The organism is Sulfurovum sp., from assembly GCA_020525365.1.
Classification (GTDB): domain Bacteria; phylum Campylobacterota; class Campylobacteria; order Campylobacterales; family Sulfurovaceae; genus Sulfurovum.
This window is the reverse complement of sequence record JAIZOF010000001.1, coordinates 66,446-82,392: the sequence shown is the minus strand read 5'-3', so window position 1 is coordinate 82,392 and position 15,947 is coordinate 66,446. Positions and strand designations below refer to the sequence as shown.

Annotated in this window: 13 protein-coding genes and 1 pseudogene; 11 read left to right on the top strand and 3 right to left on the bottom strand. The window is 38.9% G+C overall.

What is annotated here, in order from left to right; translation table 11 throughout:
• Positions 1 to 35: 35 nt before the first annotated feature.
• The 5 genes from LGB01_00440 to LGB01_00420 are packed head-to-tail and all read left to right on the top strand — an operon-like array spanning position 36 to position 3,643.
• Positions 36 to 542, top strand: a complete 507-nt coding sequence (locus LGB01_00440; protein MCB4752693.1) for a gluconate 2-dehydrogenase subunit 3 family protein — start codon at positions 36 to 38, stop codon at positions 540 to 542.
• Positions 539 to 2,230, top strand: coding sequence for a GMC family oxidoreductase (locus tag LGB01_00435; GenBank protein ID MCB4752692.1), 1,692 nt, complete (start codon positions 539 to 541; stop codon positions 2,228 to 2,230). Before LGB01_00440 ends, LGB01_00435 begins: the two co-directional genes overlap by 4 nt.
• Before the next feature lie 27 nt (positions 2,231 to 2,257).
• Positions 2,258 to 2,941 carry a M48 family metallopeptidase gene (locus LGB01_00430; GenBank protein ID MCB4752691.1) on the top strand — a complete coding sequence of 228 codons (684 nt, stop codon included), beginning with the start codon at positions 2,258 to 2,260 and terminating at the stop codon, positions 2,939 to 2,941.
• Between the two features lie 9 nt (positions 2,942 to 2,950).
• Entirely contained in the window at positions 2,951 to 3,217 is a 267-nt protein-coding gene (locus LGB01_00425) for a hypothetical protein (protein MCB4752690.1), read from the top strand.
• Between the two features lie 54 nt (positions 3,218 to 3,271).
• A complete protein-coding gene (locus tag LGB01_00420) occupies positions 3,272 to 3,643 on the top strand; it encodes a hypothetical protein (GenBank protein MCB4752689.1) in 372 nt (123 codons plus the stop codon).
• 563 nt (positions 3,644 to 4,206) lie between these two features.
• Here the strand turns inward: LGB01_00420 and LGB01_00415 are convergent.
• Positions 4,207 to 5,337: pseudogene (locus LGB01_00415) on the bottom strand (dihydroxy-acid dehydratase).
• Positions 5,338 to 5,352: 15 nt separating this feature from the next.
• Between LGB01_00415 and LGB01_00410 the strand changes: the two are divergent.
• On the top strand, positions 5,353 to 6,246 hold the full coding sequence (locus LGB01_00410; protein ID MCB4752688.1) for a patatin-like phospholipase family protein: 894 nt from the start codon (positions 5,353 to 5,355) through the stop codon (positions 6,244 to 6,246).
• A 474-nt stretch (positions 6,247 to 6,720) separates the two neighbouring features.
• Here LGB01_00410 and LGB01_00405 read toward each other — a convergent pair whose 3' ends face one another.
• Entirely contained in the window at positions 6,721 to 6,861 is a 141-nt protein-coding gene (locus tag LGB01_00405; GenBank protein MCB4752687.1) for a hypothetical protein, read from the bottom strand.
• A 319-nt stretch (positions 6,862 to 7,180) separates the two neighbouring features.
• Between LGB01_00405 and LGB01_00400 the strand changes: the two genes are divergently transcribed.
• The 5 genes from LGB01_00400 to LGB01_00380 all read left to right on the top strand — a co-directional run bounded on the left by LGB01_00400 (position 7,181) and on the right by LGB01_00380 (position 12,219).
• Positions 7,181 to 7,978, top strand: coding sequence for an RICIN domain-containing protein (locus LGB01_00400; protein ID MCB4752686.1), 798 nt, complete (start codon positions 7,181 to 7,183; stop codon positions 7,976 to 7,978).
• A complete protein-coding gene (locus LGB01_00395) occupies positions 7,921 to 9,051 on the top strand; it encodes a PPC domain-containing protein (protein ID MCB4752685.1) in 1,131 nt (376 codons plus the stop codon). Before LGB01_00400 ends, LGB01_00395 begins: the two co-directional genes overlap by 58 nt.
• A gap of 162 nt (positions 9,052 to 9,213) precedes the next feature.
• Positions 9,214 to 9,594, top strand: coding sequence for an RICIN domain-containing protein (locus tag LGB01_00390; protein ID MCB4752684.1), 381 nt, complete (start codon positions 9,214 to 9,216; stop codon positions 9,592 to 9,594).
• The gene (locus LGB01_00385; protein MCB4752683.1) at positions 9,581 to 10,180 is read left to right on the top strand and encodes a PPC domain-containing protein; all 600 of its coding nucleotides are present in this window, start codon (positions 9,581 to 9,583) and stop codon (positions 10,178 to 10,180) included. The genes LGB01_00390 and LGB01_00385 overlap by 14 nt, the downstream gene beginning before the upstream one ends.
• A gap of 992 nt (positions 10,181 to 11,172) precedes the next feature.
• Positions 11,173 to 12,219 (top strand): PPC domain-containing protein, encoded by a 1,047-nt coding sequence (locus tag LGB01_00380; GenBank protein MCB4752682.1) that lies wholly within the window; start codon positions 11,173 to 11,175, stop codon positions 12,217 to 12,219.
• 2,632 nt (positions 12,220 to 14,851) lie between these two features.
• Here the strand turns inward: LGB01_00380 and LGB01_00375 are convergent.
• On the bottom strand, positions 14,852 to 15,898 hold the full coding sequence (locus LGB01_00375) for a PPC domain-containing protein (GenBank protein MCB4752681.1): 1,047 nt from the start codon (positions 15,896 to 15,898) through the stop codon (positions 14,852 to 14,854).
• Positions 15,899 to 15,947 lie beyond the last annotated feature (49 nt).

The window sequence follows — 15,947 nt, the reverse complement described above, 5'->3', positions numbered from 1 at the left end:
TGTTATGATATGAAACAAAAAGTAGAGGTAAAATAGTGAAAAGAAGAACATTTATGGTATTTGGCTCTCTTGTAGGAATCCCTATGCCTTTAAGCCTAAAAGCACATTCAACTTCTACACAACAAAAGGAATTTATCCAAGTTAGGGAGACTATTGCTGCAGTACAGGCACACATGTTTCCCGAGGGAGGGAAGCTCCCTTCTGCTAAACGTATGCATACAATTACATTTACAGAAGAGACAATCTTCCATGCTACTTACGATAAAGATATTCGGGCGTTTGTTATTGATGGAGCAAGAGAGTTAATGGGTAGAGAAAAAGGAGAATTTCTTGCCTACAATGCTTTACAAAAAGAGAAGGCACTTCGAAGCTATGAGTCAACTGCCTATGGTAGCAGTTGGCTTGCACGTATTATGGTACTCACTATGGAGGCACTCTTCTCTGACCCAATCTATGGCAGCAATACGAAACTGTTTGGATGGAGAGCTATCAATAGTTTTGGTGGAAAACCAAGACCTAAAACAAGGTATATTGATCTATGAGCCATAAGGTATATGATGCCGTCATCATTGGGTCTGGTGCCAGTGGTGGAGCAGTTGCTTATACTTTAACGCAGGCAGGCTATAAGGTTGCCATGCTGGAAAAAGGGCGTCTTATAAGGCGTGAAGAGTTTAGTAAAGATGAACTCGCTTACTGTCGTCGTGATATTGTTGTCCCTAGTCTTTTTGATGAATATCATATTATTGAAGAGAAGGTTGATGGCAAGTGGAAAGCAACCCCTACCTACAATAGTGGCTGGAGTTTTTGGAATGGAAATATTGTTGGAGGCTCCTCTAACTTTATGAGTGGTATGTTTCATCGGTTGCACCCTGATGACTTTAGGCTCAAGAGTAAGTATGGCAAGATCAAAGGAGCCAATGTGGTTGATTGGCCTATCTCTTATGATGAGTTAGAGCCCTATTATGCCCTAGTAGAAGAACTAGTGGGTATCTCTGGTATGTACAAGCCACACCCCTTTGAGCCACCACGTACTACATCTCATTTTTCTCAACCTCCTACCAAAGAGAATGTTGTGGTTAAACTGCTAGAGAGAAGTTGTAGAAAACTTGGTGTGACACCACTTGTGACACCACGTGCAGTACTTTCTCAAAACAAAGAAGATCGCTATGCCTGTTACTACTCCAATTTTTGTGGTAGTTACGGTTGTAGTTCTGGTGCAAAAGGCAGCTCTCGAGAGGCTCTACTCAAACCGGCATTGGCAACAGGTAAGTTGGCACTAATGACAAACACCCATGTTAAGAAGCTTGTCAACAAGAGTAGAACACGTGTAGGGTATGCATTGGCAGTTGATACAATCACCCAAAAAGAGAAGAAAATATATGGTCATATATTTGTTATTGCTGCACAAGCCCATGAAAGTGCTAGACTTCTGTTCAACTCTGCAGACACATATCACCCTAATGGACTGGCAAACAGTAGTGGAGAGCTAGGAAAAAACCTTATCTTTTCAGGTGGTGGTTCAGGACAAGGGGAGTTACACAAAGATATACTTCAACATATTTCGTTTGAGGACTTAATGCAAACAGGGCTTTTTATCAATCGTTCTATACTTGACTGGTACTTTATTGATGATTGGCTAGAAGGTAAATTCAAGGGGGGTTCGGTGGAGTTCATGTTTGAACACCAAAATATCATCTCCCGTGCACTTAAACACAACTATCAAAAAGAGAAATTGGTTTGGGGAAAGGCATTGGAAGAGCGTATTGTTAAGCGTTTTACAGAACAAAAAAGTATTCGCTTTGAAATCTTTAATGATTGGCTTCCCAACGACAACTGTTATGTGACAATTGACAAAGCCTACAAAGATAAGTATGGTATGCCTGTAGGAAAGTTACGTATTCAGGGTCACCCTCAAGATGTAAAAGTAGGTAACTACATTGCCAAAAAGTGTAAAAAAATCCTTAAAGAGATGGGGGCAAAGCATATTGATGTTTCTATTTCAAATGCTCCAGCACAGAACCTCATTGCTGGCGGATGCCGCTTTGGGAATGATCCTAAAACCTCTGTACTTAACAAATACTGCCAAGCACACGATATTCCCAATCTATTTGTTGCTGATGCAAGCTTTATGCCCACAGGGGGTTCGGTTGCTTATACATGGACTATCTATGCCAATGCTTTGCGAGTGGCAGACCATATTGTGACAATATTGAAAAAATATAATACATAAGAGAAAGGATATCTTATTACTGAGCCTATGTCAGAGATATTACCTACCTACACGCATATTATCAATCATCGACTCAAGCATACCTATCTCTCTTTTGATGAAGAGGGTAGATTGATTGTTAAATCACCCTCCGTGTCCCATTGTTATATTGAAGCACTATTGATCAAAAAGTCTGCATGGATCAACAAGACACGGGAACGTATTCTTAGTAAAAAAGGACGTACCAGTACCATTAGAGAGGGTGGATATTTCTATTTTATGGGTACACCTTTTTTAATTATATTTAGAGAGCATACGAGGCGATATAGCTTATTTGAGCTAGAGGACAGCAAGCAGAGTGCAATCTTTAGTCACACCCACTTTGATAGTGCATTGTGCCAAAAGAAGATTGAAGCATACTACAAAAAAGAGGCAAACAGTATTATTGCACATATGGTAGATCGGTGGGCAACAAAGATGTCTCTCTTTCCAGAAGCAATTCATTTTAGGAAAACCAAACGACAATGGGGAAGCTGCTCAACAAAGAATGTACTCTCTTTTAATATTATGCTCATGAAAGTACCGCTTGAGGCTATTGAGTATGTAGTCGTACATGAGCTGGCACATATTGCACACAAACACCACCAAAAGGCTTTTTGGCAGTTGGTTCAAAAGTATCTTCCTGATTATAAGGTACGCCAAGATATATTGCGACAATACACCCCACTATAAGGAGACCCCTTGGATATCTATCTGCTACTCTTTCTTTTTATTGTTTTTGTTGGATCTATCACGGTTATGGCCTACTACCTTAAAGAGAAAAAAGAGGAGCTAGATACCATCAGGCGTGGTTTTTGTCCACGTTGTAAACAGAAGGGCATAGAACTTTCTGATCAGCGTTTAGGAGGCTGCTCGGGCACTAAAATAGTAAATTTTACATGCTTGGAGTGTGGTTATCACAATAGCTTTTCAGTTGAGTCCAATGATAGATGCGGTGGTGGAAGCTAAGAAGAGTTGACACCAAAGTACTTTCATGCTATAAGTGTAAGTAAAAAAAGGGTTATGATGCAATTTTCTCGTGTCGACTTTTCATTTCTTCCATATGATGGGGTTAATCCTCCTGTTACCAAACCAAACCCAGGGTTTCTTGAAGAGATAGGTGAAGCAGGTATGCGTGAGCTGCTGGAGCGATTTTATACCCTTTTGCATGAAGGCCCCATTAAACACCTTTTTCCTGATACAAAAGAGGAGATGAGGCAGGCAGCACAAAATTCTGCTGATTTTTTTATTCAGATTTGTGGGGGTCCAAAATACTTCAATAAAAACCGAGGTGCTCCACAAATGGGTATTAATTTTTATCACAAAAATTTTATTATCACCTCATTAGACAAATTTTTCTGCCTCAACTCTACAAACTCCTTTATTAGTTCCTGATTGTATAGGTATCGAATGAACTTAACTCCTTTTTTCAATCTTATGTTTCTATGGGTCAAATTCAATAACCCAGGCCACTAATTTTGAATTACACTATATCTTAATCCCCACCCATTCATGTTTAGCGTGTGTATTCCGGTTTCTCATATTTTAATTTGTTTGGTATTAGTTTTAATTTTTCTCTAAAAATTTTCTAGCAAATAAACTTTATCAAAACTTTTTTTTCTTAATCTCTGTAGTTTTAATAAACTTCAAGACCTTAAAAACAATACCTAACTCTAAAAATGTTGATTTTCATTTATATTGCTGTTTGTTATATCCATATTGATTTGCTCATAAAAATATAAAATATTTGAAAAGTTCTATCATCTAAAATTGCATTATATCCTGATGGTATGTGGAACTCTACTAAGGATGCACCCAATAGAGGGCTCTTGAAGATAATAAAATAAAACCTTTGGTAAAATCCTGTCTCAATTTTTAAGAACCCAATTTGTAATTTTTCTGGTAGTATCAAACAAATACACACCTTGATGAAGATAACCTAGGGACCAACAAATACCAGAATAGGGATTGTCAATAGTGTGGATGATGTTTGTATCAAGAATATTGGTATCTTTGATACGCTCAAGAATGCTCTCGCCAGTAATGGTTAGGTTATCAAGCAGAATGTCATCCCCGCGTTTACTCATTTCATGCATAACCGCATTGACGCCACCAGCCTTGTTGATATCTTCCATGTGTATTGTTGTCAAAGAGGGAGAGATTTTGGCAATATGCGATACACGTTTGGAGATAGCATTGATATCTTTAAGATTAAAGTCTACCTCCGCCTCTTTGGCAATGGCAAGCATGTGAAGTACAGTGTTGGAGCTTCCGCCCATTGCCATGTCAACAGCAAATGCATTGCGTACAGCATTGTCATTTACAATATTGCGTAGTTTAAATTTCTCATGTGTTGCAGTGTCTGCCTTGGCAATCTCACAAATGCGTCTAGCAGCTTTTCTGTAAAGCTCTTCTCGTTCTGGTGTCAAGGCAAGGATGGTACCGTTACCCGAAAGTGCAATACCCATGGCCTCCATAAGCGTATTCATGGAGTTGGCAGTAAACATTCCCGAACAAGAGCCACCACTTGGGCAGGCGTTACACTCAATGTCTGTAAGCTCTGCCTCATCTATCTCGCCTGCTTCAAATTGTCCAACTGCTTCAAATGCCGTTGCAAGGTCGATGGGTGTGCCATCTGCTTTGTGCCCAGCTGCCATTGGTCCACCTGAGACAAAGACTGTTGGTACATTGACACGTAGTGCGCCCATGATCATCCCTGGGACAATCTTGTCACAGTTTGGTATTGCAATCATCGCATCGAGCTTGTGTGCATTCATGACTGTTTCAATGGAGTTGGCAATAACCTCACGGCTTGGTAGTGAGTAGAGCATGCCATCATGCCCCATGGCAATGCCATCATCTACCCCAATGGTGTTAAACTCAAATGGAACACATCCATTGGCTCTAATCTCCTCTTTGATGATCTCTCCTACTTTGTTGAGAAAATAGTGTCCTGGAATCAGTTCAATGAAAGAGTTTGCTACTCCGATGAAGGGTTTATCAAAATCTTTATCTTTCAATCCTGTTGCACGGAGTAGGCTTCGGTGTGGTGCACGGCTGTGCCCTTTTTTAATTTCGTCACTTCGCATGATGGGGTTCTCCTTTTGGTAGGGCTTGATTTAATTGCTGGAACATCCACGGGTGCAATTATTGCTGGGTTGTTAGCCCAAGGAGTAAGTGCGGTTGAGGTTTGTGAGATGTATAAAAAAGAGATACCAATGATTTTTGGAAAAAACATGAGAAGGAATTTCCCTTTCAATATTTTCCCTTTTTCGCTTTTTGTTTCAAAATATAAATCAACCAATCTTGAAGCAATGGCTAAAAAATACTTTGGAGATAGCACATTTGAAGATGTCAAAACCGATTTGATAGTGACATCTGTTGATATTGCCAAGATGTCATTGCGACTTTACAAGACAGATCGTTTACAGCAACATACTGGACAAAAAGGTGTACTGCTTGCAAATGCCCTTTTGGCTTCAATTGCTGCACCTACATACTTTAAGGTTGATAGGGGTCCCAAGCATTCAGATTACTTGGTTGATGGAGGTATTGCTGCCAACAACCCATCACTGGTTGCAGTTATTGACGCATTACAACTTGAAAATAAAAAAGATAAAGGTAAAAAACCCGCCTCTATATCGGACATAGTCTTATTGTCAATGGGTACTGGAAAGGTTGATGCATTGCCATATGACTTAAAACCGCTAACAGATTCAACGATTGATTGGATCATTGAGTCACACCTGTCTTTGATACCACCTAGGTTTCATACAGCAACACCACTGATTGATATTCTCTTTGAAACACATGCAAAACTTGTAGAAGATCAAGTTAGATTTTTGTTTAGTACCCATAATCATAAAGAAGGATTTATGAGAATAAACCCTTTACTAAAAAGTGCAATCAAATTAGATGATGTGAGTAAACTCGAGACATTGCGTAAATTGGCCAAGTTAGACAAAGAGCAAATAAGCTGGATAGAAAAACACCTTTAAAAGTTATTTGCCGTTTTGTTTGTGTTACAATAGTCTGTTTTATCTAAGGGGTGTATTGTATTTACCAATCAATACAAAATGAAAAATCAATCAATTAAGGAGAATTTTGATGAAAAAGGTTATAGGACATCTAATACACCTTAAGATAAACGTTTATTATGCTCGGCTCGGCAGCAAATAACTTTTAAAGGTGTTTTCCATATCCAAGCTTGCTCTTTGTGTCTAACAACCAATTTACGCAATGTCTCGAGTTTACTCACATCATCTAATTTGATTACTTTTAATAAAGGGTTTGATATACCAAATCCTTCTTTATGATTATGGAGTACTAAACAAAATCAACGATCTTCTACAAGTTTGCGTAATGTTTCAAAGAGAATATCAATCAGTGGTGTTGCTGTGGCCGGTGGTATCAAAGACAAGTCCGTGACTCCAATATTGAAATCAATCGTTGAATCTGTTATTGGTTTTAAATTATGGCAATGCATCAACCTTTCCAGTACCCGGTGACAATAAGACTATGTCCGATATAGAGGCGGGTTTTACCTTTATCTTTTTTATTTTCAAGAGTTGTAATGCGTCAGCAGCACCTGTCCAGTGATGGATTGTTGGCATAATACCTCCATCAACCAGAAAATCACAGATGCTTGGGACCCTATCAACCTTAAAGGTATGTAGGTGCAGCAATTGAAACCAAAGGGCATTTGCAAGCGAGTACACCTTTTGTCAATTATGTTTGCTGTAAACGTCTGTCTTGTAAAAGTCCTGTGACATCTTGGCAATATCAACAGATGTCACTATCAAATCGGTTTTTGACATCTTCCAAGTATTGCTATCTCCAAAGTATTTTTTTAGCCATTGCTTCAAGATTGGTTGATTTATATTTTGAAACAAAAGCGAAAAAGGAGAAAATATTGAAGGGAAATTCCTTCTCATGTTTTTCCAAAATCATTGGTATCTCTTTTTTATACATCTCTCTCCAGTATCTACACGTGCATTTGGTGGGGGATGCATCACCAACGTTGGGGACTATGCTAAAAAACGAACGTGTAATGCTTCAAGTGCAAATCAGTTATTGATCTATACTTCAAACAGGTCACTAAGAGACCCTTCAACCAATAAGTGTTTAACTGCCCAATCATATAGTAATGGATCAAAAATAACATATACTCGGTGTCAACCAAATAGTGCAGAACAAATATTCTCTTATCTTGATAAAACAAAACGGTTTTTACATATTGCTTCTCATAAATGTTTAGATGTTCATGGGGGAAACAGAACAGATCTTATTTTATGGCGTTGTCATGGTGGCATCAATCAAAAATTTTATATACCATCGCCTAGAACAGGTGGTTCTGATGATCATGGTAATGATAGAAGTAGAGCAACAATTGTAAAACCAAATAGTACAACATCAGGAAGTATTGAACTAGCTGGAGATGAAGATTGGTTTAAAATTGTAATCCCTCGTTCGGGAAGATTAATTGTAAATACAACTGGATTAACAGATACATACGGATGCCTTTTTGGCGCACAGGGTTCATTCACTCTTGTTGGTGATGATAATAGTGGATTAAATCGTAACTTTAAATTCTCACAAAATGTAACAGCTGGAACATATTATGTCAAAGTGAGACATCACAGTTTTTCTTCGGGACTGGCAGTTATGCACTTGTGTCTCATTTTATACCTAGTGATTATGGATATGATGCCTATACAGCAACACCTATAAGTCGAAACAGTACAACATCAGGAAATATTAAATTACCTGGAGATAGCAATTACTATAAAATCGTAATCCCTAGTGCAGGAAAATTGACTATTTATACAACTGGGTCAACAGATACATTGGGATATTTTTTAAATGCAAGTGGTGGCCGTATTGCATTGGATGATGATGCTGGTTCATATTCTAACTTTAACATTGAAGAGCGTGTAACAGCTGGAACATATTATGTAAAAGTACAACACAATTCTTCTGGGGGAACAGGTCGTTATACACTTGTTGTAAACTTTACACTACAACGTTCTGATGATCATGGCAATAGTATGAATGCAGCAACAACCACAAGGCTGAACGGTAGAATATCAGGAAGCATTGAAGTCGCTGGAGATGAGGATTGGTTTAAAGTTGTAATGCCTCGTACAGGCATATTGATGATCCAGACACTTGGACAAACAGATACAGTTGGATACCTTTACAATGCAGATGGTAGTCAAATTGCAGCAGATAACAATGGTGGTTCAGGTCATAATTTTTTAATCATAAGAAGTGTAGCGGCTGGAACATATTATGTGAGAGTAAAACACCCTTCTTCTTCGGGAATTGGTACGTATTGGTTAGATATAAGCCTTGAATCTGATCATGGCGGTTACGTGTATACAGCAACAGCCATCAACCCAAATAGTACAACACCAGGACGTCTTCAAATAGCCAGGGATAACGATTACTTTAGAATTGGAATCCCTAGTACAGGAACATTGGTTGTTCATACAACTGGACCAACAGATACAGTTGGATACCTTTTAAATGCAAACTGGGATCAAATTGCATTAGATGATAATGGTGGTTCAGGCCGTAACTTTAGAATTTCAAAAAGGGTGACAGCTGGAACGTATTATGTAAAAGTGAAACTCCATTCTTCTGCGGCAACTGGTCCTTATTCACTGATATCTCGTTTTACACCTACCCAAGCAGGTCAAACACAAGGTATAGACAATTCTACATCACGGGGTTCTATATCACGAGGCTCCAGTAATATGGGACTGGTAGGCAGCAACAGGGCACAACATATAGGAAGATAATTGATTGTTTAGCATACTAGAATAAGGCACAGAAGCTAAGAGACAGTCATATGCATCCCTAAGATTATTGCCGTTTTGCTTGTGGTACAATGGTATGTTTATCTAAGGGTGTATTGTAATAACAGTACTAATCATAAAATTAATTAAGTAAGGGGGATTTTGATGAAAAAGGTTATAGGATTGTTGCTGTTTTTTATAGTAACACAAACATATGCTTCTCCAGTATCTACACGTGCATTTGGTGGGGGATGCATCACCAACGTTGGGGACTATGCTAAAAAACGAACGTGTAATGCTTCAAGTGCAAATCAGTTATTGATCTATACTTCAAACAGGTCACTAAGAGACCCTTCAACCAATAAGTGTTTAACTGCCCAATCATATAGTAATGGATCAAAAATAACATATACTCGGTGTCAACCAAATAGTGCAGAACAAATATTCTCTTATCTTGATAAAACAAAACGGTTTTTACATATTGCTTCTCATAAATGTTTAGATGTTCATGGCTGGAGTATATTATGTAAGAGTGAAACACCATAGTTCTACAGGAATTGGTTCTTATGCGTTTGTGTCTCATTTTACACCGAATAATCGTCCCGATACTATAAGTACAGCAACACCCATCAATCCAAACAGCACAACACAGGGGAACATCGAAGTAGCTAATGATAAAGATTTCTTTAAAATCCACATCCCCAGTAGAGGAACATTGGTTGTAGAGACAACAGGTGTAACAGATACATACGGAACTCTTTTAGATGCAAATGGTCGCCAGATTGCATTCAATGATAATGCTGGTGGTTTAGGTCAGAACTTTAAAATCTCAAAGCTCATCACAGCGGCTGGAACCTATTATGTGAAAGTGAAACACAGTAGTGCTACGAGAACTGGTTCTTATATGCTTGTGTCTCATTTTTTGCCTGATGATCATGCCAACACTAGAAGTACAGCAACACCCATCAATCCAAACAGCACAACATCAGGAAGTATTGAAACAGCTGGAGATGAAGATTGGTTTAACTATGTTAAAAGACAAACCTGTAATGATTCAACACACAGCAGAACTTGGCATAGTATCACCGTCTCAAAAACCCTCGCTCAAATTCTTCAAGCAATCAATGCTTAACGGTTCATTACGACAATGGGTCAAAATAGTATACTCGTGCCAAGACGATAACCAAGAGCAAAACTTTTCATCATAAAGGATAAGCCACACAAGTTTGAGTCCATATTTTGTCTTTTTCTTAATAAGAAGATTGTTCATGGAACAGAACAGACTCTATTTCGATGGATCACAGGGTTAAATCAACCATCACTTTATATACAGCCTCACAAAACAGCCTGGGGTCACAGATAGTTCTGTATCGCAAAGACCTATTATCGTTGAAAATCACAGTATTCACACATGTATTTATGGAGGACAACACAAAGGTTGGAGACTGTAGCAAAAGACGAATGTAGTACTTCAAATGATAATCAGTCACAACCTATACTCGTAAGCACCAGCACCCTGCAAGCAATAAGGCGTTTAACCGCCCAATCATATAATAATATCAAAATAATATATGCTCAGCAGTCAAGAAAATAAGGAACAAAATATTCTTATCTTAGAAAACAAAAATGGTTAGTTTAGTAAGGTTTCTATAAATGCTAGGATATTCTGGTGAGTACAAAATTAGATCTTTATTTATGGCGTTGTCATGGTAAGGCTCAAACCAAAATTTTATATACCATCGCCTAACAGGTGGTTCTGATGACTGCGTGGTAATGATAGAGAAAACAGTTGTAAAACCATAGTACAAACACCAGAAAGTATTGAACTAGCTGGAGACGAAGACGGTTTAAACAACCTCGTTCAGCAAGATTGTAGCCATACGATACCTTTACGTGCAGAGGGTTCGTCCCACTTGTTATAGGATAGCGTGATTAATGTAATTTAAATTTTCACAAACAAAAATTGAAGAAACATATTACAACAAAGGAGACATCACAAGTTTTTCGGGACTTGGTCGCTATTCGCTTGTTGTAAACTCTTTATACTACTAAGTTCTGATAACGCACGATAGTAGAGATTACAGTAATATTTCTATAAGTCGAAACAGTACAACATCAGGAAATATTAAATTACCTGGAGATAGCAATTACTATAAAATCGTAATCCCTAGTGCAGGAAAATTGACTATTTATACAACTGGGTCAACAGATACATTGGGATATTTTTTAAATGCAAGTGGTGGCCGTATTGCATTGGATGATGATGCTGGTTCATATTCTAACTTTAACATTGAAGAGCGTGTAACAGCTGGAACATATTATGTAAAAGTACAACACAATTCTTCTGGGGGAACAGGTCGTTATACACTTGTTGTAAACTTTACACTACAACGTTCTGATGATCATGGCAATAGTATGAATGCAGCAACAACCACAAGGCTGAACGGTAGAATATCAGGAAGCATTGAAGTCGCTGGAGATGAGGATTGGTTTAAAGTTGTAATGCCTCGTACAGGCATATTGATGATCCAGACACTTGGACAAACAGATACAGTTGGATACCTTTACAATGCAGATGGTAGTCAAATTGCAGCAGATAACAATGGTGGTTCAGGTCATAATTTTTTAATCATAAGAAGTGTAGCGGCTGGAACATATTATGTGAGAGTAAAACACCCTTCTTCTTCGGGAATTGGTACGTATTGGTTAGATATAAGCCTTGAATCTGATCATGGCGGTTACGTGTATACAGCAACAGCCATCAACCCAAATAGTACAACACCAGGACGTCTTCAAATAGCCAGGGATAACGATTACTTTAGAATTGGAATCCCTAGTACAGGAACATTGGTTGTTCATACAACTGGACCAACAGATACAGTTGGATACCTTTTAAATGCAAACTGGGATCAAATTGCATTAGATGATAATGGTGGTTCAGGCCGTAACTTTAGAATTTCAAAAAGGGTGACAGCTGGAACGTATTATGTAAAAGTGAAACTCCATTCTTCTGCGGCAACTGGTCCTTATTCACTGATATCTCGTTTTACACCTACCCAAGCAGGTCAAACACAAGGTATAGACAATTCTACATCACGGGGTTCTATATCACGAGGCTCCAGTAATATGGGACTGGTAGGCAGCAACAGGGCACAACATATAGGAAGATAATTGATTGTTTGTGGTCGTGAGAACATGGTGGGAGAGTGGGAACTAAAGTAGAAGGGAGAAAAGGCATCTTTACCAGAAGAAGAGGCAACAAGCCCCCTCCTTCAGAAACCTCAGTACTTTCACACTTTTAGTGCAGAGATTGCACATCATCGCATAGTGTTTCTACCACATTTCTTCCTTCCTTCTCTCTCTTTATTTGTGTTACAATAGTTCATGTTCAGACATCTGTAAAGACATTATTATTACATAGCATGCCGGCAGCAAGTAACAGCAATGTACAAATTTTCCCTGCTCATCAACAATAATAAAAAAAAAAAAAAAAAAAATGCAAAATAAATAATGCAACAATCACCACAAGGGATTTCTTTATAAAAGGCAGGTTATAGGATTAGTTACATTTTTATAGCAATACAAGTACACTCTGAAGGCGTGAAGTATCTATGCTACTCTCCTGGGACACGACACTGATACTAGTAGGAAACACAGTGTCACTATCAAATTCCAACAGTATAACATTGTTACGGGCGTAGCTGAGTGGGCCGAGATGGCACTCCGCTTAAATGAGGGGCGGAGTCTCTCATGCTGGCCGTGGAGGGAACATCAGGTTAGCACAACGGGGCTTAACAGATGTCAATAATTAATAGTGCGATAGTATTTCACGTAGGTGGTGAACAACAATACCAGTATCGTGAGTAGTCATACACAGGCGTCGATGTTCGTTCCTTTAAAATTAGATTAGTGTGGGCAGTGAAGGGTTGTTGGAACATAAACGTCAGGAGAAAGGAAAATGCAAACACCAGATCCTTCAGAAGGTCACACAATAGATATATATATGAAAATACTGGTATTATATTGCCTGCTATTACTGCTTAGTTATTCAAGCCATGTTGAGACAGAGATGAGGTTAGAGGAAAGATCAAATGATATGAGGATACTTTCTTGGGCTGAATAGAGATCAATAGCAGTTGAGGCAATATTCATAGTGTTGTATCACAGCCACTCACGACATGGTACAGTAGTAGAAACACAGCAGCGCAAACAACCCCATCACTCAACAACCCAAGCCACCGCGCTGTTTATCATCAGATGCAATTTCCGGGCAAGTAAGATCACCAAATACCTGCAGGCAGGTGTAGTGTATCCTTTCTTCAGACAATTCATGCCTTTAAGCCTCCCTCCAAGCCTTAACCAACTGCACCAAAGCTCCCCTCCACGAGGGATTTCACAGGCAAATGTCACCACCTTAAAGCAGTCTGCATCTTCCAGCCTTCAATACGCCCGTGTTATACCACACAAGGTTTGGGCTGATGGCAAGCTGCCAGTGCCGCACTGCTGCCATGGTAGGTCGTCAGGGTAGTAAACTGTGATACAAGCACATAGTCGCTACAACTGGATGAAGTATTATGGTGTTTCACCTGATTGGCATAAACCAGCCTTACCCTTGTCATTTTTTAAAGTTAGTGTCCATAGTTTACCACATTATCACTAGATAATTGACCACCATCTGCAGTGTAAAGGTATCCTTTGGCATCTTGCTGTCTGTTGTTCTGAATTCACACTTAGTGGCCCTCCACGAGGGACAACAATTTTAAAGTGGTCTCAGACTCAGTCTTTCAATACGCCCGTGTTATACTGTTTGGGTTGATGTTGCTGTGTTTCACTTGTTAAGGCGCTTGTGGCCTGCGCTGGTAAACTGTGACACAAGCATATAGTTGCCAACTGATGAAGTACACGGTATCACTCTGACGTAGTATGTTCCAGCCCTACTCCTTTGTCATTTTAAAGTTAGTATCCAAGCCACTGTCGATGCACTTGACCACCACTGTAGTAAAGGTATCCTTTGGTATCTGTTAGCCCGTTGTCTGATCCATCAGTACCTCCACGAGGGATCAACACCTTAAAGTAGTCTGCATCTCAGCCCTTCTTCAATACAGCCCAGGCACTAGTCACATTATATAATATAGTTTGGGTTGATGGGTGTTGCTGTGTTCTACTGCTGGGCAGCATGTTAAGGTGTAAAACTGTGACAATGTTACATATAGTTGCCAACTGATGAAGTACACGGTGTTTCACCTGACGGGTATGTTCCAGCCCTTGTTCTTTGTCATTTTAAAGTTAGTGTCCAAGCCACTGTTATCATCAGATGCACTGACCACCACCTGCAGTGTAAAGGTAACTTTGGTATCTGTTACAGCCCGTTGTCTTAACTAATAGTGTTCCTCCAATGAGGGATAACAATTTTAAATAGTCTGCATCTCGTAGCCTTTCTAACACGTGCCTCAAAGGTACTGTTTTGGGTTGATGGGTATGTTGTAAGTTTCACTGTTGCCATGGTCGTTGGGTGCAGTATTACATAAGATACTTCATAAAGTGTATGCTAGGTCATATAAAAATAGTAATAATCCTATAACCTTTTATAAAATCTCCTTAATTGATTGTTACTTTATTGATGAGCAAATACCATATATCTTGGGGATAAAACAGACTATTGTAACAATAAACAAAATAGTAAAATACAGGTGCGACATGTTAAAGGTGAAAGAAAGTATCTTTGAGGTTTTCGAAGATAAGAAGATATTGTTTGACTGTCTCTTAGTCTTCTGTGCCTTATTCTAGTATGCTAAACAATCAATTATCTTCCTATATGTTGTGCCCTGTTGCTGCCTACCAGTCCCATATTACTGGAGCCTCGTGATATAGAACCCCGTGATGTAGAATTGTCTATACCTTGTGTTTGACCTGCTTGGGTAGGTGTAAAACGAGATATCAGTGAATAAGGACCAGTTGCCGCAGAAGAATGGAGTTTCACTTTTACATAATACGTTCCAGCTGTCACCCTTTTTGAAATTCTAAAGTTACGGCCTGAACCACCATTATCATCTAATGCAATTTGATCCCAGTTTGCATTTAAAAGGTATCCAACTGTATCTGTTGGTCCAGTTGTATGAACAACCAATGTTCCTGTACTAGGGATTCCAATTCTAAAGTAATCGTTATCCCTGGCTATTTGAAGACGTCCTGGTGTTGTACTATTTGGGTTGATGGCTGTTGCTGTATACACGTAACCGCCATGATCAGATTCAAGGCTTATATCTAACCAATACGTACCAATTCCCGAAGAAGAAGGGTGTTTTACTCTCACATAATATGTTCCAGCCGCTACACTTCTTATGATTAAAAAATTATGACCTGAACCACCATTGTTATCTGCTGCAATTTGACTACCATCTGCATTGTAAAGGTATCCAACTGTATCTGTTTGTCCAAGTGTCTGGATCATCAATATGCCTGTACGAGGCATTACAACTTTAAACCAATCCTCATCTCCAGCGACTTCAATGCTTCCTGATATTCTACCGTTCAGCCTTGTGGTTGTTGCTGCATTCATACTATTGCCATGATCATCAGAACGTTGTAGTGTAAAGTTTACAACAAGTGTATAACGACCTGTTCCCCCAGAAGAATTGTGTTGTACTTTTACATAATATGTTCCAGCTGTTACACGCTCTTCAATGTTAAAGTTAGAATATGAACCAGCATCATCATCCAATGCAATACGGCCACCACTTGCATTTAAAAAATATCCCAATGTATCTGTTGACCCAGTTGTATAAATAGTCAATTTTCCTGCACTAGGGATTACGATTTTATAGTAATTGCTATCTCCAGGTAATTTAATATTTCCTGATGTTGTACTGTTTCGACTTCAGTAATACAGTATTCTCTAC